Annotated in this window: 19 protein-coding genes; 11 read left to right on the forward strand and 8 right to left on the reverse strand. The window is 67.4% G+C overall.

What is annotated here, in order from left to right:
• Nucleotides 1-88: 88 nt before the first annotated feature.
• The 4 genes from ACFYXU_RS28720 to ACFYXU_RS28735 all read left to right on the forward strand — a co-directional run bounded on the left by ACFYXU_RS28720 (nucleotide 89) and on the right by ACFYXU_RS28735 (nucleotide 4,407).
• Nucleotides 89-1,189: a LuxR C-terminal-related transcriptional regulator gene (locus ACFYXU_RS28720; RefSeq protein ID WP_361395169.1), complete on the forward strand. Its 1,101-nt coding sequence runs from the start codon at nucleotides 89-91 to the stop codon at nucleotides 1,187-1,189.
• Between the two features lie 110 nt (nucleotides 1,190-1,299).
• Entirely contained in the window at nucleotides 1,300-2,028 is a 729-nt protein-coding gene (gene lepB / locus ACFYXU_RS28725; protein WP_376509910.1) for a signal peptidase I, read from the forward strand.
• A gap of 123 nt (nucleotides 2,029-2,151) precedes the next feature.
• On the forward strand, nucleotides 2,152-2,631 hold the full coding sequence (locus tag ACFYXU_RS28730; protein ID WP_389460653.1) for a hypothetical protein: 480 nt from the start codon (nucleotides 2,152-2,154) through the stop codon (nucleotides 2,629-2,631).
• Between the two features lie 357 nt (nucleotides 2,632-2,988).
• Entirely contained in the window at nucleotides 2,989-4,407 is a 1,419-nt protein-coding gene (locus tag ACFYXU_RS28735) for a hypothetical protein (protein ID WP_389460655.1), read from the forward strand.
• Nucleotides 4,408-4,501: 94 nt separating this feature from the next.
• On the opposite strand, the gene ACFYXU_RS28740 is transcribed toward ACFYXU_RS28735, so the two are convergent.
• The 3 genes from ACFYXU_RS28740 to ACFYXU_RS28750 form a co-directional block, all read right to left on the reverse strand.
• Nucleotides 4,502-6,079, reverse strand: coding sequence for an N-6 DNA methylase (locus ACFYXU_RS28740; RefSeq protein WP_389460657.1), 1,578 nt, complete (start codon nucleotides 6,077-6,079; stop codon nucleotides 4,502-4,504).
• Nucleotides 6,079-7,455, reverse strand: coding sequence for a hypothetical protein (locus tag ACFYXU_RS28745; protein WP_389460659.1), 1,377 nt, complete (start codon nucleotides 7,453-7,455; stop codon nucleotides 6,079-6,081). The genes ACFYXU_RS28740 and ACFYXU_RS28745 overlap by 1 nt, the downstream gene beginning before the upstream one ends.
• A gap of 71 nt (nucleotides 7,456-7,526) precedes the next feature.
• Nucleotides 7,527-11,087: a DEAD/DEAH box helicase family protein gene (locus ACFYXU_RS28750; protein WP_389460661.1), complete on the reverse strand. Its 3,561-nt coding sequence runs from the start codon at nucleotides 11,085-11,087 to the stop codon at nucleotides 7,527-7,529.
• Nucleotides 11,088-11,302: 215 nt separating this feature from the next.
• On the opposite strand from ACFYXU_RS28750, the gene ACFYXU_RS28755 reads away from it, so the two are divergent.
• Complete coding sequence (locus tag ACFYXU_RS28755) at nucleotides 11,303-11,863, forward strand: HD domain-containing protein (RefSeq protein WP_389460663.1); 561 nt, start codon at nucleotides 11,303-11,305, stop codon at nucleotides 11,861-11,863.
• Here the strand turns inward: ACFYXU_RS28755 and ACFYXU_RS28760 are convergent.
• A complete protein-coding gene (locus ACFYXU_RS28760; protein WP_389460665.1) occupies nucleotides 11,851-12,318 on the reverse strand; it encodes an NUDIX hydrolase in 468 nt (155 codons plus the stop codon). The two genes, ACFYXU_RS28755 and ACFYXU_RS28760, sit on opposite strands and share 13 nt — an antisense overlap.
• Entirely contained in the window at nucleotides 12,305-13,084 is a 780-nt protein-coding gene (locus ACFYXU_RS28765; protein ID WP_389460667.1) for an XRE family transcriptional regulator, read from the reverse strand. Before ACFYXU_RS28765 ends, ACFYXU_RS28760 begins: the two co-directional genes overlap by 14 nt.
• 97 nt (nucleotides 13,085-13,181) lie before the next feature.
• On the opposite strand from ACFYXU_RS28765, the gene ACFYXU_RS28770 reads away from it, so the two are divergent.
• The 6 genes from ACFYXU_RS28770 (at nucleotide 13,182) to ACFYXU_RS28795 (ending at nucleotide 17,694) form a co-directional block, all read left to right on the forward strand.
• A complete protein-coding gene (locus ACFYXU_RS28770; protein ID WP_389460669.1) occupies nucleotides 13,182-13,874 on the forward strand; it encodes an HAD family hydrolase in 693 nt (230 codons plus the stop codon).
• 108 nt (nucleotides 13,875-13,982) lie between these two features.
• Nucleotides 13,983-14,885 carry a radical SAM protein gene (locus ACFYXU_RS28775; protein WP_389460671.1) on the forward strand — a complete coding sequence of 301 codons (903 nt, stop codon included), beginning with the start codon at nucleotides 13,983-13,985 and terminating at the stop codon, nucleotides 14,883-14,885.
• 99 nt (nucleotides 14,886-14,984) lie between these two features.
• Entirely contained in the window at nucleotides 14,985-15,515 is a 531-nt protein-coding gene (locus tag ACFYXU_RS28780) for a hypothetical protein (RefSeq protein WP_389460673.1), read from the forward strand.
• Nucleotides 15,433-16,077, forward strand: a complete 645-nt coding sequence (locus ACFYXU_RS28785; RefSeq protein ID WP_389460676.1) for a class I SAM-dependent methyltransferase — start codon at nucleotides 15,433-15,435, stop codon at nucleotides 16,075-16,077. The genes ACFYXU_RS28780 and ACFYXU_RS28785 overlap by 83 nt, the downstream gene beginning before the upstream one ends.
• 24 nt (nucleotides 16,078-16,101) lie before the next feature.
• Complete coding sequence (locus ACFYXU_RS28790; RefSeq protein ID WP_389460679.1) at nucleotides 16,102-16,689, forward strand: class IV adenylate cyclase; 588 nt, start codon at nucleotides 16,102-16,104, stop codon at nucleotides 16,687-16,689.
• A 591-nt stretch (nucleotides 16,690-17,280) separates the two neighbouring features.
• The gene (locus ACFYXU_RS28795; RefSeq protein WP_389460681.1) at nucleotides 17,281-17,694 is read left to right on the forward strand and encodes an NUDIX hydrolase; all 414 of its coding nucleotides are present in this window, start codon (nucleotides 17,281-17,283) and stop codon (nucleotides 17,692-17,694) included.
• Between the two features lie 189 nt (nucleotides 17,695-17,883).
• On the opposite strand, the gene ACFYXU_RS28800 is transcribed toward ACFYXU_RS28795, so the two are convergent.
• The 3 genes from ACFYXU_RS28800 to ACFYXU_RS28810 all read right to left on the reverse strand — a co-directional run bounded on the left by ACFYXU_RS28800 (nucleotide 17,884) and on the right by ACFYXU_RS28810 (nucleotide 20,904).
• Complete coding sequence (locus ACFYXU_RS28800; protein WP_389460683.1) at nucleotides 17,884-18,255, reverse strand: hypothetical protein; 372 nt, start codon at nucleotides 18,253-18,255, stop codon at nucleotides 17,884-17,886.
• A 373-nt stretch (nucleotides 18,256-18,628) separates the two neighbouring features.
• Entirely contained in the window at nucleotides 18,629-20,347 is a 1,719-nt protein-coding gene (locus tag ACFYXU_RS28805) for a relaxase/mobilization nuclease domain-containing protein (protein WP_389460685.1), read from the reverse strand.
• Complete coding sequence (locus tag ACFYXU_RS28810; protein ID WP_389460687.1) at nucleotides 20,344-20,904, reverse strand: MobC family plasmid mobilization relaxosome protein; 561 nt, start codon at nucleotides 20,902-20,904, stop codon at nucleotides 20,344-20,346. Before ACFYXU_RS28810 ends, ACFYXU_RS28805 begins: the two co-directional genes overlap by 4 nt.
• Nucleotides 20,905-20,976: the final 72 nt, after the last annotated feature.

Genomic DNA, 20,976 nt, shown 5'->3' on the forward strand with positions numbered 1-20,976 from the left:
GCTGCATGGCAGCAAGAGGACGCCGTCACAAACGGGGGAAAAGGTGGCGATAAAAGACATTGAGCAGGGTCGGAGCGAGGCTCTTCCGGTGCCGACCGGGCCCGGGCCGAGGACCACGGCCCTCGCGGCGATCGACGCGGCGGGCCCGCCGGTCCCGGCGCCGCCCGCCGCGCACCCCGGCGGCCTGGACGACCCCGACGACCCCCTGACCCGGGTCTACACCTGCCTCCTCGCCCGGGACCCGGCCCGCCCGCCGGCGCACCCCGCCGACCTCGCGGCGGAGCTGGAACTGCCGCAGGCCCGGGTGGAGTCGGCCGTCTCGGCCCTCCTCGACATGGGCCTGCTGCGCCGCGACCCGGACCGCGCGGTGCTACCGGTGGCGCCCGACGACGCGGTCCAGCGGACCCTGGGCCCCCTGGAACGCGAGATGCGGGCCCGGCGCCAGCACATGGAGCGCACCCGCGAGCAGCTGATGGCCTTCATGCCGCTGTACGAGTCCCATCTGCTGCGGCTGACGCACCTGCGGCAGGCGGAGTACGTCGAAGTGCTCACCGATCTGCGGGCGGTGCGGGAGGCCATCACCGAACTGGGCCGGACGTGCGAGCGCGAGGTCATGACGGCGCAGCCGGGCGGCGGGCGGCGGGCCGAGGTCCTGGAGGAGGCCGTGGCCCGCGACGAGGAGCTCCTGCGCCGCGGGGTCCGGATGCGCGTCCTCTACCAGCACACGGCCCGGTTCTCCTCGGGCACGTGCGCGTACGTGGAGCGGGTGGGCCGGCTGGGGGCCCAGGTGCGCACCCTGGACGACGAGTTCATGCGCATGCTCGTCTTCGACCGCGCCACGGCGGTGATCCCGGTGCCGGACGACCCGCACGCGGCGGTGCTGATCCGCGAGCCGCACGTGGTCGCGTTCATGGTGGGCGCGTACGAGCGGCTGTGGCTGGAGGCGCTGCCGTTCGAGACGGAGTGGGACCGGCAGACCATCATGGACATCTCCGACGAGCTGAAGCAGACGATCGTCCGTCTGCTCACGGAGGGGCTGACGGACGCGGCGATCGCGCGCCGGCTGGGCCTGTCGGTCCGCAGCTGCCGTCGGCACGTCGCGGACGTGATGGCCGCGCTGGGGGCGGAGAGCCGTTTCCAGGCGGGCTACCTCCTGGCCCAGCAGGAACGCGAGCAGCCGGCGCTCTGAGGCGCGGGGTCACCCGTACGTGGCGAAGGGGCGCCACGTGGTCATTTCTCGGGCAGCCCGGGGCATAGGGTCCGTGCAGACAACAGGGACACGTAGAAGTCAGGGTGGACATGAGCGACTTGGCGACCGGGGTGCGATCCGACCGGGAGGAGCCGGAGGCAGAGCCCGCGAGACGACGCCGGCCGTTCTGGGTCGAGCTGCCGATGCTCGCGGGGATCGCGCTGGTGCTGGCGTTCCTGATCAAGACGTTCCTGCTCCAGGCGTTCCTGATCCCGTCGGGCTCGATGGAGAACACCCTGCGGGTGGACGACCGGGTGCTGGTGGACAAGCTCACGCCCTGGTTCGGGTCCGAGCCCGACCGGGGCGAGGTCGTGGTCTTCCGCGACCCGGGCGGCTGGCTGGCGGGACGCCCGGTGAAGGAGCCCACGTCGCTCCAGAAGGCGCTGGGCTTCGTGGGCCTGATGCCGGCGGCGGGGGAACAGCACCTGATCAAGCGGGTGATCGGCGTGGCGGGCGACACGGTCGAGTGCAAGGGCACGGGTCCCCTGAAGGTGAACGGCAAGCCCCTGACGGAGCCGTACGTCTTCCAGGGCAACACGCCGTGCAGCACGGACCCGGAGGGCCAGTTCGAGGTCACGGTCCCGGCCGGCAGCCTCTGGGTGATGGGCGACCACCGCCAGGCCTCCCAGGACTCCCGCTACCACCAGAGCGACGCCAGGGCCGGCATGGTGCCGGTGTCGGACGTGGTGGGCCGCGCGATCGTCGTCGCCTGGCCGATCCCCCACTGGTCGACCCTCCCCGCCCCGGACACCTTCGACCAGCCGGGCCTGGCGAACTGACGGGCCGGGGCCGAACCCACCTCAATTCTTGCTCAGAACAGCACCAATTCACCCCTCCCCACCCAAGGACACGGCTACGGTCTCGGCCCTGAGACCGGACGGCACCACGGGGGAGACGCACACATGACGGCACTGCGCACACCACTCACGACGGCCGCGGCCCTGGCGCTCGCCTCGCTCCTGGCGACGGGCTGCACCACCGCGGCGCCCGCGCCCCCTCCGCCACCGTCCGCGACGGGCAACCCGACGAACACCCGCCCGGACGACGAGCGCGAACACGGCGAGCGCGCCCAGGCCGCCGTGTCGACGACCTCGCCGGACGACCCGGAGTTCGTGGAGTCCGGCCTGGAGCGGGTCGGCGACGGCGTGCACGCCCGGTCACCGCTCACCCGGGGCAAGGGCTACCGGCTCTCCGTGGCGTGCGCCGGCACGGGCCACGTGAAGCTCGCCGTCGCGGACGGCACCCCCCGCACCGTCGCGTGCGACGGCGTCCCCACCACCCAGCGCATCGAACACGCCCCGACACGACTGCCGATCGACATCACGGAGACGCCCGGGTCCACGGGCATGGTCGCCTGGCAGCTCGCGTCCGTGCCGACCTGACGACTCCGATACCCCGCCAGGAGGGCAACAGAAAGGGCCAGGTCAGACATTGTCTGACCTGGCCCTTTTCTGAGCCGCCTTCGGGATTCGAACCCGAGACCTACGCATTACGAGGGCCCGCAAGATCATCCCGGGTAGTGCCGGAAGGTGCCACCGAATCCCGTTTTCCCAGATCAGAGGCGTCCGACCGTGATCACCATGACGCCACGTCCACCCTAGTGCCACCCAGTCCGCTCACGCAGCGCTCACGCAAGCAGGCCGTCCGACGACCGCAAAACCGCAGGTCTCCGGTGCTGCCAGAAGCGACCACCCGTACGAGTCATTGCACCAGGCCCGGCACCGGGGTGAGCTGTTTCCATGCATCGCTGGTCTCCCCTGAACGAACGACAGCTCGTCCTGCTCAGCCGGCTCGCGAACGGCAAGGAGTCCGAGGAGCCCTGGGACCCCGGTGAGTTCCGCACGGCCTACGCGCTGCGCGACCGAGGGCTGGTGGCGATCAAGCGCAGCGGGAGTGAGGTGGATGCCAAGGTCACCGAGGCCGGCACCTTCTACATCCAGCACGGCCATCACCCGGAGGACCCCGCGCACGCCGGGGAAAACAAGACCGCCAGAAAGAAGGCGGCAGGTGGTACGCGCTCCGCTTCCTACGCCGACAGCCCAGTGACACTCGCCCGTCGGACCAAGGCGAAGGAGCTCATCGAACGACTCGTTACGGACAGACGGGTCACTTTCACCAAGCCCGACGAAGCCACGGTGACGGAGTGGCGACGCGTGATCGACTACGCGAAGCGCCACAGCCTCATCCCTGAGGGCAAGCGCATCGAAAGTCTCCGCATGTGGAATCGCGACCTGCAGATCTCTTTGGTCGAGGGGCCACACCCCAACTCGCTGCGACAGAGACCGGACGAGGCGCCGCCCGTCCACGTACCCACTCAGTTGCGCTCTCCGCATCCGGTCGTGGCCGCACTGAGAGACGACGAGGGCCGACTCGTCATGCCCGCCCCGCTGCGCCGCCGATCGTTGCTGCTCCTCCAGGGCCTCGCCGCCGAGGCAGTCCGTCGAGGGCACAACGTGAAGGAGCATGAAGTCCCCTCCCGTCGGCGCAGCCATGCCTACACGTACAACGGGCGGCACTACCCTTCCAGCTACTCCCTCCGTGAGGGCGAAGTGGACTTGGTCGTGAACGGCTTCACCTACACCGTCACGATCCAGCAGGAGTCTCCCCAGTCCACCGACCCAGAGCGCTCGAAGAGCCTCGTGATCGAACTCGGCTATAGCCAAGCCAGCCGACAGTCCCGCTGGGCCGATCGCAAGCGCTGGGTGCTGGAGGACATCCTGGGAGCTGTGCTCCGGGAGATCGAGACCCGCGCCGTAGAGGACGCCCAACGGAAGGCGGACGAGGAGCGGGCGAAGGCGGAGCGCGAGGTCCGCTGGCGGGCGGCCATGGAGAAGGCGAAGGAGCTGGCCGCCCAGGAGCAATACGCCGAGGTACTCCGTGCGCAGGCGGGCCAGTGGCAGGAAGCGGCAAGTCTGACCGCGTACTGCAACGCCCTGGAGCGTCGGCTGGAAGAGTCGGCCGGGCAGGACGAGGCGGCGGTGGCCTCGGCACACGGGTGGTTGGCCTGGGCCCGCCGATACGTTCAGAGCCTCGACCCGTTGATCCGCCTACCCGCCATGCCCACCCCTCGCGAACCAAAGCCCGAGGAGCTGGCACCGCACCTGAACGGCTGGAGCCCACACGGCCCCGAAGCACACCGCGGCTGGGGAGCCCGCTGAGGAGAAACAGGAACCCCACGAGGCTCTCCCCCCAGCAAGCTGGTGCCGGCCTCGCACCTTGAGCGAGATCGGCACCGGCGAAAGCTCCCCGGCCCTACGCCTCCGCGATAACTTCCTCGGCGGCAACGTCCGGCTTAACCTCGCCACCCAGCGCCTCGGCGATAGCCTCAAACTCGGCGAGGGCGGCCTGGAGGTCCTCCACGATCTCCTGGGCGATGACCTCAGGAGGGAGCAGGCTGTCGGCGTCGTCAAGCGCCGGGTCCTTCAGCCAGGTGACGTCCAGGTTGACCTTGTCGCGGGCGATGAGCTCCTCGTACGTGAACCGCTTGAAGCGGCCGTCCTCGGTCTCCTTGCGCGCCGAGCGGTCGTCCGCCTTGTACGCCTCGATGAAGTCGGCCAGGTCAGCCAGGCGGAGGGGACGCTGCTTGAGCGTGAAGTGCATCCCGGTCCGGAAGTCGTACACCCACACCTCGGACGTGTTCGGTGCTTCGTCGGCCCGCGGGGGCTTCTTATCGAAGAACAGGACGTTCGCCTTGACGCCGCCGGCGTAAAAGATGCCCGTGGGCAGGCGCAGGATCGTGTGGAGGTTGAACTCCTGGAGGAGGCGCCGCCGGATCTTCTCGCCGGCCCCGCCCTCGAACAGGACGTTGTCGGGCAGGACGACCGCTGCACGGCCGTCCATCTCCAGCAGCGACATGATGTGCTGCAGGAAGTTCAGCTGCTTGTTGGTCGTCGTCGCCCGGAAGTCGGTCCGGTCGTAGGTGATGTCTTCCCGGTCGGTCTTGCCGTCCGTTCCGACGACTGTGATGGCCGACTTCTTTCCGAACGGCGGGTTCGCCAGAACGAGCGAAGCACGCCGAGAGGGAGCGCTGGCGAGCGCGTCGCTGGTAGTGATGAGGGACTCACCGCCAGCTTCGCCGATGCCATGGAGCAGCATGTTCATCGCAGCCAGGCGGGCCGTGCCGGGAACGAGTTCGTTGCCCCAGATCGTGCCCTGGCCCAGCGCGAGGCGCTGCTCACGGGAGAGGCCCTTGAGGTGGCGCTCCCGGATGTAGCTGTGTGCGGCGATGAGGAAGCCAGCAGTGCCGCAGGCCGGGTCAGTGATCCGGTCCTTGGGACCCGGCTGCATCACCTGCACCATGGCGTCGATCAGGGGACGCGGCGTGAAGTACTGGCCGGCGCCGGTCTTGGTGTCCTCAGCTCCCTTGGCAAGCAAGCCCTCGTACGCGTCGCCCTTGAGGTCAGTACCCTCCAGCACCCAGTCGGTCTTGCCGATCAGCTCAACGACCAGCTTCTCGAGGAGAGCGGGCTCCGTGATCCGATTCTGAGCCTTGGCAAAAACGGTACCGAGCGTCGTACCCGGGTGCCTACCAAGTTCGGTGAGCACCGTGCGGTAATGGCCCTCCAGCTCCTCGCCACGCTTGGAAGCAAGCGACTTCCAGTCGACGGCGGGCGGAACGATCGGGGCGGCCGCCTCCTCGGCAAACGGATCGGCGGCCAGCTCGTCAGCCATCTTGAGGAACAGGAGGTACGACAGCTGTTCCACGTACTCAATGGTCGACAATCCGTTGTCGCGCAGGACGTTGCAGTAATTCCACAGCTTTGCGACGAGCGAATTGGTCTGAGCGATCGCCTTGGCAGGGGCGGCCGAGGTGGTATCGATGGTGCTCATCAGAGCTCGAACTCCTGCTGAACGGCGGATTGAGGGAGAGGTAGCGAATCACGGTCGGGCCAAGACAATTCGCGGGAATCTTCAGAGGAACTCGCCGGTCGCCGAGATCGCCGAGCGCGGGTCACAGCCCCACTCCTCGACTTCCCGCTCCGTCCCATTTGAATAGATTCAATCAAATCGTGCGCAGACCCGTCGCCCGAGTCCTGCGCCACCAAGCCGCCCGTAAGAGCGCGCCGGAGCACTGCATGCCGGAGGTGTTGCGCCCTCCTCGCCCCGCGCGCGACCTCTACCGAGAGCAGCTCAACCTGCCCAGAAATAGAAGATGTCCATTTGACAATTTCCCGCTGCACATCAATGGGCGGGACTGGCAACAAGGCCCCCAGGATCGTCGCCTGGTCAATCTTCGGCATTGATCCCGCGAGCCCCTTCGCAGCACTTCGAAAGTACTTTCGCATCCGAGGGGAGCGCAGCATCGTGACCGCAAACTCCGGCAGGATTCGATCGCTAACGCGAACCCGAATGAGAAGGTCCGGGTAGATCGCCCACCCTTCGGAGCCAGAGTAAAGGGCTGCAGTCCCCACAAGTTCGGGCGTATTTGATCGCTGGATTAGAATATCGCCCGGCTTCAGCCACAGATCCTTCACGCGATGCGGATCCGCAACCGTCAACTTGGAGTTTCGGTCTGAGAAATCTCCAGTCGTGACTGCAGTGAGGCTAATAGTTCGGACACCCTCAGCCGAGTCACTTGCCCGAGCAGAATGCCCGTTGCGGAGGGGTTCACGAATCAGACTCTCGAGGGTGACCGATGGATAGGCACTGCAACTATCCGCGGCCTTTTGAAGAAGCGCTTTCTGTAGGGCCGCAGCGCGCTTGAGTGAAGCTTCGACAAGCGTCTCTGAGGCGTCAAGGCGAGACAAGTAGCCTTCGAGCTCATCGACAATCCGCTGCTGCTCCGGAAAAGGAGGAAGGGGGAGCGAAACGCTCTTCAGCGAGCTTCCCGAAATGCCAGCCTGTCCCGCCGTAGTCCTCACAAGCTGGCGCACTTGATCTTGAGTTCCCTGCCAAGCCCAGGCGTAGCAGACGAAACGACTATCGACTTTACCCTCGGGAAGCCGCACGCGAATCAGCTTGTCGGGGTACGCGAGCTTCGGCGCATCGTCGGGGACGCGAGCGCAGGCGGCGACAAGATTAGGATTTCCGTTGTACCTCGTGAAGAGAAGATCTCCTGGATTGGCAAGGCCATCCGCCTTCTGCACTTCATCCGAGCCGAGGCCGGTATAGCGAAGATCACCCAAGCTAAGTCGCATAGCACGTACGGCGCTAATGCGCAGGATTGGAATCCCATCAGGAATAGCGCCGGGACGGGAAATGCTCATCCCGTTCTTTACCGAAAGCGCAATCTCCCCCAGGGTTGTTCGAGCCCACCCCGGTGGAAGCTCCGTGTTGCTCAAGCCAGTTCTCGATTCAACTCATTCAGGAAGTCGTGCGGGTTGCGCCCCGGAAAGGCCAACGCCAGACCCCTGCCGCCACCGCGGCTGACGAACGGCTCAGCTCGGAAGTCAGGCGGGGCGATGCCGACGTCGCTGGCGACAACATCGCGGATGCCCTCCAGCCACCACATCTGGTCCTCCGTGAACTCCACGCCGGCCTGCCGCTGCCGGAGCAGCCAGCCTTCGAAGCGCACTTCTACCGTCTCACGGTACGGCTTCAGCTCCGAATCCACGCCAAGTTCGTATCGGATGAGCGAGATGAGATCGGGCACGCCGGCCTCTTTGCTCGGCTGCTCGGTGGCGCGGCCCAGGTCCTCGTAGTACGTCCACAGGACCTGCGGGGTCCAGGCGAAGTCCGGGCGCCGGATCTTGTCCGCCAGCTCCTTGAGCGCCGCGTACGCCTCCGTCGGTCCGACCGAGCGGGGACTGGAAAGCGCTATGGAGATCGCGGCGATCTTGTCGCGCTCATCCTCCAGCAAACGACTCCAGCGGTCGACCTGCTCGCGTGCCCGCTCCTCGCGGGGAATCGCGTGAACGTTGGTGACGGCAACCGCAGTGGTCTCATCCATCACGTAGTCCTTGTCCCGGCGGATCTCGATGATCAGGCGGCGCAGGTCGGGGCTGGCGGTGAGCGGGGCGACGGCAGAAACGATCAGCGCGTGGGCTGCCCTCTCGCCGCCCTCCGCCATGGCCTGGTCCTGCCTGTCAGGGTCGGCGGCCTGGACGATCTTGCTCGCGATATCCGAGAGGGTACGGCCGCCTGCCGCCTTGGTGATCTGGTCGCGCTCGCCGTCGTTGAGCTGCTGGTTCAGGCGGGCAAGGCGACCGGCAAGGATCTCCGCCTCCGAGGCGCTGATCGACTTGGTGCCGGCCTTGTCGAGGAGCTTGGCCAGGGAGACCTGGCGCTCCCCGGCCGGAACGAGCGGTCGTGCATCTACAAGCGGGGAGTCGGTAACGCCGACTGCGTCGACGAGGACGAAGCGCTCCTTGCGCACGCGATCATCTCCGCCCGGGGTCACCTCAAGCAGCTCGGTGGCGTCGATGGTGCGGGCACCACGTCCCTTCATCTGCTCGAAGAGGACCGCGCTGCGAACCTCCCGCAGGAAGATCACGCACTCCAGTGCCTTCACGTCCGTGCCGGTCGCAATCATGTCGACGGTCACGGCAATCCGCATGCGCGGGGACGTTCGCAGTGCACGAATCAGCTCGTCCGGGTCCTCGCCGGCCTTGCGGCTCTTGTACGTGATCTTCTTGGCGAACTCGTCGCCTTTCCCGAAGACCTCCTTGGCCTGAGCCAGGACATCCTCGGCGTGGTCCTCACCGACCGCGAAGATCAGTGTCTTGGGAACCACCTCGCGACCGGGGAACCACCGCTGCCAATTGTCCCGATAGGCGGTGAGAACGGCTCGGATCTCATCGACAGTCACCACAGAGCGTCCGATCTGACGTGTGGTGTAGGTGAAGTCGTCCGCCAATTGCTCGTAGCGCTGGTACCGGGTCTTCCGGTCACGGATCTTGACCGTTGTCCCCTCTTCAATGGTCGCGCCGCCATTCTCCCGCAAATCTGTGTGGATGCGGATGACGTCGAAGTCGACGTTGACGCCGTCAGCTACTGCCTGAGGGTAGGTGTACTCAGAGACCAGGTTCTGCCCGAAGAAGCCGAGGGTTTGGAGGGTCGGAGTGGCGGTCAGCCCGACGAGGTGGCCATCGAAGTACTCCAGCACCGCACGCCAGAGGCCGTAGATCGAGCGATGGCACTCGTCCACGATGATCAGGTCGAAGGACTCGATCGGCACGGCCGGGTTGTAGCCCACCTCGATGGGCTTGTCTGTGGCGTAGGACTCTTCGTACGCCTTGTCGTCGTTCGCCTCGTCTACCGGGTCGTCGTCGACAAGCTGCTCACCAGTCAGCAGGTGGTACATCTTCTGGATCGTGCAGATCACCACCGAACTGCTGTCCTGCAGTCCTGCGGCGCCTAGGCGCTCGACGTTGTAGATGTCCGAGAACTTGCGGCCGTCGTCTGGGGTCATGAACTTCCGGAACTCGTCCAGTGCCTGCTTAGCGAGGTTGTTTCGGTCCACCAGGAACAGCACGCGACGGGCTCGCGCGTGCTTGAGCAGCCGGTACGTCTGAGAGACGGCGGTGTAGGTCTTGCCCGCGCCGGTCGCCATCTGAATCAGCGCCCGCGGCTTGTCCAGGGCGAGTGAGCGTTCCAGCTTCTTGATCGCATCGAACTGCGCCGGCCGCAGGGCGTTGCGGTGCAGCTCCGGAACACTCCGCAGAGCGGCGCGGAAGGTCGGGGCCGCCAGGTGCTCCTCCGCTCGGCGCATCCAGTCCGCGACGGTCTCGGGCTTGTGAAAGGCGAACACCTCACGAGAGCGTGCCTCGGGGTCCAACCGGTTAATGAAGTAGGTCTCGGTGCCTGTGGTCGCATATCGGAAGGCGAACGGCTCCTCCTCCCGCCACACAGCAAGCCGATGCTCCTTGAGCACTCCGCCTGCGTAGCGGTCGTTCTGCTCGACCGCACTGGCCAGGTGCGTGCCCTCACGCTTGGCCTCGATGACACCGGCGATCTGTCCATCCACGTACAGGACGTAGTCGGCCCGCCCCGTGGCGAGCGTGAACTCACGCACGGCCACACCCCGACCAGCCATGGGGTTGACCTCGCTGCGGTCCTGCACCACCCAGCCGGCGGCGCGCAGCAGCTTGTCGATCTCCTTACGGGCTTCGATCTCGTTGAGCGGAGCCCGCCGCTGCGCACGATGGATGATCAGGTCGCGAGCCCCCGGATCGACCTTGCGCGGGGCCTGACGGGCCTCTTCGTAAGCGGCCGTCTGAACAACGCGCATCTCGGCAACCTGCGCTGCCAGCTGCTCGATCTGGGCCAGGAGCTCTGCGTTGTTCACGCTGGCACTGGTGATGAGGCGTTCCGCCTCGGCCCGCGCCTTACGCTCAGCCTCAAGCTCGCTCGTGGATTCCGTGAGTCGCGTGCGCGCGTCGGTCAGGGCCTGGCGGTGGCCGTCCAGGGCCTCATTCAGTTCCGCGACCTCGCCCGGATCTGAGAGACGCTCGACCGCCTGCGGATCCGTAGGCGGCACGAACTCCACGACCGTGCGGCGCCCAGAGATCGCGTCGTGGAACCACAGGCCGAGCTTGTGACAGACGCGGACGGCGTCCAGCGCCCGTGCCGTATCGAACAGGTGGGCATGGGCAGCCTTATTACGGTCCACCCGCAGCTGGTCAAAATCCCTCCGTGTCTCGGGAATCAGGACGCCAGCTCGCGTCAGAGCGGTCAACCGGTCGATCTGTCGATCGCCGTCCACCCGCATGCCGATCCGGGTGATGAGCTCCTCTGCTAGGACTTCGCCGAACTGGCCCGCCTGGACGAGCGAGGAGTTCGGGTTGGTGAAGACCGTGGCCTCGGCCTGGGCGCCGTAGAGAGACAGCAGGGGCTTTAGTGAGTAGAGGATGCCGAAGTTCGGAGAGGACTTCGCCAGTTTCTTCAGCCGCTCGTCCATGTCCCCCACCAGCTACTCCATCCCCGTGACACCGGCCGTGACGCGTCCCTGTTGTGTCGAATCAGCGCAAGTCTAGAAGCCGGACGGCAGGTGGGAAGTAGAAAATTGATCTTCTGCCCTGCGGTGACACGGCTACGGCCGGTGCCGGTCGCTGCCGAGAGGAGTCCCTCCCTTGGCCAGGCTTGTGCGGGCCATGCCCAGGGCAGAGAGTTCACATGGGCGATCTCGAGGTATGGGCGACGCAGGTCGCGGAGGCCGAGCTCAGCAGCACGCTTCCACGGAGGTGGGCGCACACACAGGGAGTGGCCAAGCGTGCGGTCGAAGTAAGTCAGGTTCTCGGCCAGGACGCCAGCCTCCTAGTCGCTGCCGCCACGCTGCACGACGTCGGGTACGCGCCTCGCTTGGCCATGACTGGGTTCCATCCGCTGGACGGGGCCCGGTTCCTTCGGCACGGGCACGGGGCCGACGAGCGGCTCGTGCGGCTGGTCGCGAACCACTCGTTCGCGCTCTTGGAGGCCGAGGAGCGAGGGCTCCGGGAGGAGCTCGCGAGCGAGTTTCCGTTGCTGGAGGAGCCGCTGCTGGTGGACGCGCTCGTGTGCTGCGACATGACGACGACGCCCGATGGCGGCCGGACCACCGCCGAGGAGCGGGTCGCGGAGATCCTTGGCCGCTACGGAGACGACAGCGTGGTCGGGCGGTTCATCCGCCGGGCAGCGCCGGAGATCTTCGCCGCCGTGGGGCGGGTGGAGGCCGCGTTGGCGGCTCAGCCGAGGTAGGGGTACGTGCCGGCGAGGTAGTCGCCGATCTGTTGGCGCATGCTGGCGTGAATGTCGTACTGGTCGAGGTCGGCGGGCTGGACGAAGCGGACGCCGTCGGCCTCGTCGTTGATGGTGGGCTCGCCGCCGACGGGGCGGCCGATGTAGGTGTTCTCGTACTGCTGGCGGATCTCACCGTCGGTGTACGCCACGATATGACGGGGGTTCGTGTAGACGCCGAGGAAGCCCGTGATCTCGGCGACGATCCCCGTCTCCTCCAGGCATTCGCGTACCGCGCACTCGGCGGCGGTCTCGCCGATGTCCTGGGCACCGCCGGGCAGCGCCCACTGGCCGGTGTCGCGGCGTCGCTGGAGCAGGATGGCGCCGCTCTCGTCGACGACCAGGAGGTTGCTGGCGGGGATGAGGGTGTTGGCCTTGGGGGCGTTGGGGTCGTTGTAGTACTCAGTCCTGCCCATGTGCGGCGGTCCCCTCGTGATCGGGCGTCCAGGGCCGTGCGCCGGCCCAGACGGCAGCGAAGCTCTGAGCGTAGTTGTCGAACCAGCCCATGGCATCCACTCTTCGCAGGTGGAACAGGGGGTTGGCACTCGCCGGCTGGCTCCAGACATGCGGGTTGACCAGCAGGTCGTCGTCGTACCGGAAGAGGGAGTTGTAGAGCGTGGTGTCGTGGAGCCGCACCTCGCATCCGGCTTCGGACAGCAGCGGGCGGTAGTAAGTAAGGGAGGCACGGATCTTGGCGGCGAGGGTGTCGCCGATACCCTCCTCGCGGCCTCGGGTGGCGACTGCGTTGCCGCTCGGGTCGCCGAAGCAGAGGCGTACACGAACCCCCGTGGACGCGCGCTCGGCGAGCATCTTGGCGACGTGCGGGTTGGTCTGGGCGAAGAAGGTGCCGGAGAAGATCAGGACATCGATCTGCCGCTGGGCGCCCTGGAGGAGGGCGAGCCACGTGTCTCGGGGGACGCTGGCCCGGTTCTGGTAGGTACCGATGATCTCGGCGCTGCCTAAGCCAGTGCCGGGCCGACCGCTGCGCGCCGCCAGCGGTGCCGGCCAGAGGAAGGTCTCCTCGACGCGCAGGTGCTGGGCAACGCTGAAGCGGTGCCGCGGGTGGGGCACGCGTCCACCGAGCCATCGACCGACAGTCTTGGGGTCCACTTCGCAGGCTTCGGCGAGCGATTCTGGAGATACACCGCGCTGGGCGAGTACGGAGTGGAGTCGCTCGTTCACGGGCGCAATACAAGCCGAGTCGTGAGGGCAAGAGCAAGGACGTCGTGGGACGTTTCTGCGTGCTGGGCGACACCAAGCCAGTGCTTACGCTGGCGGCATGCAGCTCAGCATCCTGTGGGACATCGACCACACGCTCATCGACAACGCGGGGGTGAGCAAGGAGATTTACTCCGCCGCGTTCACCGCGCTGGCCGGCTTCGCGCCGATCGATCCCGCGCGCACGGAGGGGCGTACGGACCGTCTGATCATGCGGGAGCTGTTCGTTCGGCACGACCTTACCGAGCCTGAATGGGGCCGGATCCAGGACGCCCTGGTCAATGCCGGGCAGGAGCGGTTCGCGGCGCTACGGACGCGCGGTACAGCCCTGCCGGGCGCATGCGACGCCCTCAAGAGCGTTGCGGAGTCGAAGGGGTGGGTGTCCTCGGTACTCACGGGCAATATCGCGGCGAATGCCGAGGTGAAACTCGCCGCCTTCGGCCTCGACTCTCTGCTCGACCTCTCCGTCGGCGCCTACGGGGCTGACGGGGTCCAGCGTCCGGATCTCGTGGCGGTGGCGCGTGAGCGAATCCGCCGCGCTTATGGAGCGGAGCAGGACGTCCCCGTCGTACTCGTGGGGGATACGCCGCGGGACGTCGAAGCCGCGCTCTCCACGGACTCTCACGTCATCGCCGTCGCCTCAGGCATTCACAGCCAGAAGGAACTGGCCGCAGCCGGCGCGACGGTCGTGCTGCCAAACCTTTCGGACACCGCAGGGCTGATGCGCCACTTTGAGAGCGTCGCCGGGCGCTGAAAACGTCCCAGGACGTCCTCGGACCGTCCACGTACGCGGTGACGCCGTCCACCCCCGCACGGCCACGATCGGATCCTCCCCGCCAGTCAACTGACCCAGGAGGCCCGAGTGATCCACGACGTCACCGGAATCCGCAGAATCCGGATGCTGTACTTGCAGCTGCTCTACCGCTGCAACTTCTCCTGCCTGCACTGCTTCCACGGCGAGCGCCTCAAGCAGGGCGACGCCTTCACCCCCGAGGAGGCGGTCGGCCTCATCCGGCTCATGCACGAGGAGTACGGCACCGAGGCGGTGACCCTGCTCGGAGGTGAGCCCTTCCTCTACAAGGAGCTCCCGCAGGTCGTCCGCTACACCCGGCAGGAGCTGGGGATGGGGGTGGAGATCTGCACCAACGGCTACCGGATCGAGCGTCGCCTCACCGAAATCGCCCCCTACGTGGACCTGCTCCGGGTCTCGTTGGAAGGGGTCGCCGACACCAACGACGACATCCGCAGGCAGGGCAGCTACCACGCCGCGCTCAGCACGCTGAACCTCGCTCGCGAGCTCGGCGTCACGACCGCCGCCACCATGACCGTGACATCGCGGAACCTCGACGAGGTGCTCCCGCTGGCGCGGATCATGCAGCGGTTCGGCGCCCGTCAGCTCAAGCTGCACTGCCTCCGCCCGGTCGGCAACGCCGCCGACCACCCCGAGCTCCTGGTCGACGACCCGTCCGCGTGCACCCGGCTCCGTGAGGACCTCCGGACGGCCGGGCTCTCCATCGAGGTGGTCCTCGACGAAGATCTCGCCGAGGGCGGGGCTCCGGAGGTCTGCGCGCCGGCCGGCGGCCCGCGCGAGATCGAGCGGATCGAGGCCGACCCGCGCGGCGCTCTCACCATGTCCTGCAAGGCAGTGGGCAAGGACTCGCACGCCTTCTGGTACGAGAAGGCCGCTCACCGCATCGTCCACCGGCCCTCCGCCACCGACGAGCTGACCCTCGCCATCCCGGACGTGGTGTACGCCCGTGCCTGACCAGCCGTCCTTCGAGGCGCTCGAAGGCTTACGGGGAGCGGCAAGTCCACCGTCGCGCCTCTGCTCGCGGCGGCCAGGGGCGCCGTCCTCGTCCCCACCGTGCCTCTCTTCTACCAGCCGCTACGGCGTCAGGTGGATCTGAGGGAGAGCGCCGACGCCCGCCTGTGCTTCTACCTCTCGGCCCTCTTCACAGCCGCCGAGGAGATCCAAGGGCACCTCGCCGCCGGCACCCCCGTGGTCGTCGAGAGCTACTTCGCCCGGTGCCTCGCGAACCACCACGCCTTCGGGGCCCGCCTCGGCGTCACCCTCCCGCCCGACCTGCCCCAGCCGACTACGTACCACCTGCTGTGCGCGGAGGACGAACGGCAGCGGCGCCTCTCTCAACGGGTCAAGCCCACCTCATGGTGGGACGCCCTGAGCGAGGAAGCCTCGGACCGGATCTCGTCCGCCTACGCCGAGTTCCCGATGCATCGGATCAACACCACCGGCAGTGCCCCGGAGCAGGTCGTCCAGACGATTCTCACCGCCACCCAGGAAGGACAGCACCGTGCAGACGCAGAGCCTGTGGGAGCACACCCTCACGTTCTTCCCCCAGTTCCTCGCCGCCCTGAAGGAGCGCACGTCTCCTGACGCCACGGTCGCGGTCGTGGGCGCGAGCGACGGCAAGTTCGTGCTGCCCCTCGCCGCCGCCGGCTACCGCGTCATCGTCATCGAGCGCGACCCCTTCGCCCTCCACGGAGGCAAGGTCAGCCTTCCGGGTGACACCCGGGCCCACGCCCCCGGCCTCATCGACCGCCTCAAGACCGAGGAACTCCACGACCGCGTCCAGGTCATCGGCGAGGACTTCCTCACGACCGAGCTCCCCGAGGGTCACTGCGACGCCGTCTGGACGAGCTGTTCATGGCACTACAGTGCCAACCACCACAGCCCGCTCGGCGACTTCGTCCGCCGCATGCAGGCCCTCGTTCGCGAAGGGGGCTTGTTCGGCGCGGAGTTCATGATGCCCGTCGAAGAGCGCCACCAGTTCATCGAGCACTACACCTCGCCCGAGAGACTCGCTCGCCATTTCACCCCTGGCTGGGACGTCCTGCTCACGGTGCGCACGAACCAGTTCATCGAGCGCCCGCACCTCGGCCAGCCCCACGACCACACGCACCGCATGGGTCTGCTCATCGCGGCCCGCACCAGGTAATCGCACCCAACGAGGAAGACGACCATGAAGCACGAGTACGAGGCCAAGTTCCTCAACGTCGACGTCACCGTCCTCCAGGACAAGCTCACAGCCCTGGGCGCCACGCGAGCGTTCCCCCGCACTCTCCTCACCCGCAAGATCTTCGAGAACGACGCCCTCGACGGCGGGGCGTGGCTCCGGCTGCGGGACGAGGGGACCCGCTCTACCCTCACGCTCAAGCAGGTCACCGACGCGACGACCATCGACGGCACCACGGAGATCGAAACCAAGGTCGCCGACCTCCACGCCATGGCCGACATCCTCCGCCGCCTCGGCCTCACCGAGGTCCGCTACCAGGAGAACTACCGCGAGGAGTGGCGCCTGGGCGAGGTGGCCTTCGACTTCGACACCTGGCCGGACCTCCCCACGTTCGTGGAGATCGAAGGCCCGGACGAGGCGTCCGTCCGCCAGGCCGCCGGCCTGCTCGACCTCGACTACACCGATGCCCGCTTCGGCAGCGTCGACGAGATCTACAAGAGCGAGGCCGGCCGCGACATCCTCGCCGAGCCCACGCTCCTCTTCGCCGATTCCGACAAGCAGAAGGTTCACTCCGAACCGGTCCGAGGCCGGTGACCTCAGGCGAGAAGCGATGCTCACAGAACTCGCCTTACCGAACAGGGTGATCCCTGGAATCGCCGAATTCGCCCGCGGCGGACTGCCCGCGCCAGCCGCGACCAACGACGGCAACGAGTGGGTCGACGGACTCTGCTGGCTCTACTGCGGACAGCGATGGACCCGCGTCCTCTGGATCGGCCCCGCGAGCGTCGCCGGCGCCCAGGCAGCGATGTACGCCTGCGGCCCCTGCATCCAGGAGCTCCAGGAGCGGGTCTGGCGATCGATCGCCCTCGATGACCAGCCGGCTCACGCCCCGCACCCGAGTCAGACCGCTGGATCCGGTGCACCCGCTGAACGGCGTTCTGGTCGGCACCGAGGCCAAAGCAGGTTCCTACGCCGCTAATCCCCCGCCCTGATCACGGAAGTGCCTGGCCGTACCCCACGGCATGAGCCCTGTGACCGGGGCGGGCTTCATTCTGCCGAGACTTGGCGCCGACGACGCCAACGCCAGAACGGCGGGATCCGGGCAGTTCTCAGCGATACGGGCGTCCCGCTTCATCCCTCTCGGTACTGTCGTTCCGCCCATCGTGGCCGCCACGAGGAGTAGACGTGACTCAGCAGCACTCGGAGAAGCAGTCGGGCGTAGCGGCAGCCGTAATCGTTCACGAGGGACGCGTCCTCCTGGTGCGCCGACGGGTGAGCGAGGGGCAGCTCTCCTGGCAGTTCCCAGCCGGCAAGATCGAACCCGGTGAAGCCCGTGAGGACGCCGCAGTGCGTGAGACGCATGAGGAGACCGGGTTGACCGTGACAGCTGTGAAGCTGCTCGGCGAGCGCGTCCATCCGAAGACAGGCCGGCTGATGTCGTACACCGCCTGCGAGGTGTTGGACGGCACGGCACACGTCGCGGACACCGAGGAGCTGGCCGAACTGGCCTGGGTCGCCCATGGCGAAATCCCGGAGTACGTGCCGTACGGGCTGTTCGAGCCGGTGCAGGACTACCTCGACGCGGCTCTGACTTCCTGAACGGCCTGGGGCAGGGGAGCGCGCTGTCGTCGCTGGGTGGCTGGACTCACCACAGCCATCGTTCTCGCCGAGGCTGGGGCCCTGGTGCACGTGATCGCCGAGCAGGTGCCCGGCGGCACGTCGCTGGGGACCGTGCTTGGTCGAGCGTATAGGCCAGGTCGACCAGTCGGTACAGCAGTCGCTGGAGCTTTACGCCACGCCCTTCGCAGGATGCCATTTCCGGTAGATGCGGACAATAGAGGTGCCGGAGCCCAGGCGCCCCAGGGTGGGCTCGCAATGGATTCCAGCATCTTCAAGGGAAAGTTGAATCTCCATCGCGTTCCCCTTGCTCAGGCGCGCGCGCTGCGTCTTCATCAGGCTCGCCATCATGTCCTCCCCACTCCGCGGCGCAACGGCCTCCGAGTCGTGCGGATCGGTCTTCCACTCCTCAAGGAGGCATGCCATCTCGACTGTGCGCCAAGTCTTCGTCAGGTCGCGGCGGGTCAGGGTGATCGAGTCGGTGTCCGCAAGACTCCCACGGATCAAGTCCGTGAATCGAGAAACGCGATCGCCAGCAGGCATGACTCCCCCTAGAAAGATAGGAATTAAGGTCGAGCTCGAAGGGCTCAAGTAATTACAGAGCAGCCCTCCCCTCACTGTCAACCTGAACGACCGAAGAAACCGCAGGATCAGATAAACCCAGGTCAGAGGCCACACTCCACCCCCTGGCACCCGAATTAACTTGAACCCCAATTCTTCGTGAGATAATTGAGACTCGTAACTCCCGAGCAATAGCTACGAGAATTATTCGAGGTCGAGTTATTTCGGACATCGCGAAAGTCGGCTACTTGGCAGAGCCCCCCTTCTCCGGAGCTACAGCTCCCCTCACGCACCCAGACACCGTGTCTCAGGAGGGGAGGGGAGGGGAGACTGATCAGCTCTGCCCCTTGCGCTACTACAGCTGACGACGACGAATGTTCTCCCCCGGAACGACAGCGGGCCTTACCGGCAAGGCCACATGTTCCCCGTAGCCGTGCCCCTGGACCCCTGCGAGCGTCGAGCGACGGCGGGCTGCTTCGGCGCGGGGGTTGGGGGCGGGGTTGCGGGTGGTGTGCTGGATGCGGGTGATCAGGACGCGGGCGGGTTGGCGGGCGGTGGTGAGTTCGCGCTGGGCGGCGGCTTCTTTGAGGAGTTGGTGGGGTTTGTGGCCGCGGGCTTCGGCGTCGGCGAGGACGGTGGCGAGGGCCGGCCAGGCGGGGTCGGTGAGGATGCGGTCGGCGTGGTCGGGGACGGCGGCGCGGACGTCGTGGGCGAGGGTGCGGCGGGCCTGATCGCTCGGCCGGCGGGTGGCGAGGCTGTCGACGACGGGCGTGAGGGCGTTGTCGGCGGCGGCCTGGAGGTGGTGGAGGGTTTGGCGGGCGGCTTCAGTCTGGTGGGCGTGGTTCTTCGCGTCGTGCCAGCGGGCGGCGACGATCGTGGCCCAGACGAGGGCAGCTAGGAGGGTCGCCAGGCCGCTGCCGTCGGGGCCGGTGGCGGTGTGGGCGAGGTCGCGGGCCGCTCGGCGCAGGGTGTGGGCGGCCTGGTTCTCGGCGCGGACCTGGGAGCGCTGGGCACGGGCGAATGCCTGTGAGGCTGCACGTAGTTCGGCGTGGAGGTGGGCGGGGGCTTTCTGTGCGGTGGCTTCGATGAGTTCGCCGAGCGCGGTGATGTGGGCCTGCGCGTGTGTGTCGTCGTCCATGCCGGTACGAAGGGTGTCGAGGGCGTCGATGGCCTGATGCCAGGGGGTGGCAGGCTGGCCGCGGCGGGCGGTGGGGTGCTCCTCCGGCACCATGGCCTCCAGGCGGGCCCTGAGCTTGGGGAGGGTGAGGTCGGGAGCGATCTTTCCGCCAGGGTGGAAGATCTGTTCGCCGTCCTTGTTGAGGTCTCCAGGGCGGCCGACGGCATAGCCGAGGAGGTCTCCGGACGGTCCGCGGCGCGGTTTGACCGCGATGCCCATGGCTTCGAGGTAGGCAAGGAGTTCCTCCGTGTTGCTGGCGTGGGGGATCGCGGCGCGGATGCGGTCCTGGAGCCAGTCGCGGCTGGTCTGCTCCCAGCCGAGGCGTTCAGCCTTGTGTATCTCGGCCTGGGTGGGCCGGCGTCCGGCGGTGCGGTCGCCCTTCTTCAGCTGGCGTAGGCCGTAGTCGGTCTCAATCTGGCGGCAGGCGTCGCCGACGCGGATGCCGCTGTCGTGGAGCCTGGGGCGGCGGCCGTCTTCGCGGACGGTGGTGGCGAGGATGTGGATGTGGTCGTCCGCGTGGCGTACCGCGATCCAGCGGCAGCCAAGGTCGTCGCCAGGCGGGGCGATGCCGGCGGATTCGACGATGCGCTGGGCGATGTCGGCCCACTCGGTGTCGGAGAGGTAGCGGTCTTCGGGTGCGGCGCGGACGGAGCAGTGCCAGACGTGGTCGGTGACCTTCTTGCCGAACTCGCTGTTCCGAAGCTGAACGGGCGCGTCCAGGTGGCGGGCGAGCTGGGTGAGGGTGGCGTCCTGGTCGCGGCCGGGGTCGGGCACGCCGAGCATGGCGAAGCCGGCGACGATGTGTGGGTCGGCGTGCTCGTCGTGGCGGCCGGGGCCGTAGAGGTAGGCGAGCAGGCCACGGGTGTTGGACCCGGCCGGTTTGATGGCGGCGATCACGCGGCCTGGCCCTTCCTGGAGTCGGTCGGTTCGCGCAGGGCCGCGGCGATCAGCTCCAGCAGGCGGTGGAGCTCGTCGAGACGGAGGCGGATGTCGGGTGGGGTGAGGTCGCTGTTGAGAGCGCGGGCGATCTGGTTGACGTTGACGCCGATCCGGTTGAGCTCGCGCAGCACCTGGGCGCGGAACATGTGGGTACGGCGGCGGTCCTCGGACAGCGGCAGGTTCGCCGTGAACCGACCGGATATGAACGCCAGGACGATGTCGGCGGCGAAGCCGGATTCCCCCTTGTAGCCGTGCTCGGCGGCGGCCTCCTGGAGGCCGGCGTGCTCGTCGCCGGTGAACCGCAGCGGGCCGACGCGGACGGTCCGCTTGGTGCCGGTGAAACGGCGGATCGTCGGCTGCACGCTCTGCACGGCTCGCTCGCCAGCTGTCGGCTCGGTGGCGGGTGCGGGGTGGAGGATCTGCTGCTGGACGGTGTGGAGTTCGTCCTGGTCGGGGCCGCCATCGGTCCCGACCTCCCGGTCCGGCGCCCCCTGGCGCCGGGCCGTCTCCGCCACCCCCGGGGCGGAGATCCCCGAAGTCCGGCCTTGAGTCGGACTCGGGGTACTACTGGCTCCGCCAGGGGCCGT

The sequence above is a fragment of the Streptomyces sp. NPDC002232 genome (genome assembly GCF_042890295.1).
Taxonomy (GTDB): Bacteria; Actinomycetota; Actinomycetes; order Streptomycetales; family Streptomycetaceae; genus Streptomyces.

Coding starts and splice junctions, on each gene's coding strand:
- ACFYXU_RS28745 (WP_389460659.1), bottom strand. CDS start 7,455: ATGAGCATTTCCCGTCCCGGCGCTATTCCTGATGGGATTCCAATCCTG.
- ACFYXU_RS28730 (WP_389460653.1), top strand. CDS start 2,152: ATGACGGCACTGCGCACACCACTCACGACGGCCGCGGCCCTGGCGCTC.
- lepB (WP_376509910.1), top strand. CDS start 1,300: ATGAGCGACTTGGCGACCGGGGTGCGATCCGACCGGGAGGAGCCGGAG.
- ACFYXU_RS28760 (WP_389460665.1), bottom strand. CDS start 12,318: ATGGGCAGGACTGAGTACTACAACGACCCCAACGCCCCCAAGGCCAAC.
- ACFYXU_RS28750 (WP_389460661.1), bottom strand. CDS start 11,087: ATGGACGAGCGGCTGAAGAAACTGGCGAAGTCCTCTCCGAACTTCGGC.
- ACFYXU_RS28740 (WP_389460657.1), bottom strand. CDS start 6,079: ATGAGCACCATCGATACCACCTCGGCCGCCCCTGCCAAGGCGATCGCT.
- ACFYXU_RS28800 (WP_389460683.1), bottom strand. CDS start 18,255: ATGCCTGCTGGCGATCGCGTTTCTCGATTCACGGACTTGATCCGTGGG.
- ACFYXU_RS28735 (WP_389460655.1), top strand. CDS start 2,989: ATGCATCGCTGGTCTCCCCTGAACGAACGACAGCTCGTCCTGCTCAGC.
- ACFYXU_RS28790 (WP_389460679.1), top strand. CDS start 16,102: ATGAAGCACGAGTACGAGGCCAAGTTCCTCAACGTCGACGTCACCGTC.
- ACFYXU_RS28770 (WP_389460669.1), top strand. CDS start 13,182: ATGCAGCTCAGCATCCTGTGGGACATCGACCACACGCTCATCGACAAC.
- ACFYXU_RS28755 (WP_389460663.1), top strand. CDS start 11,303: ATGGGCGATCTCGAGGTATGGGCGACGCAGGTCGCGGAGGCCGAGCTC.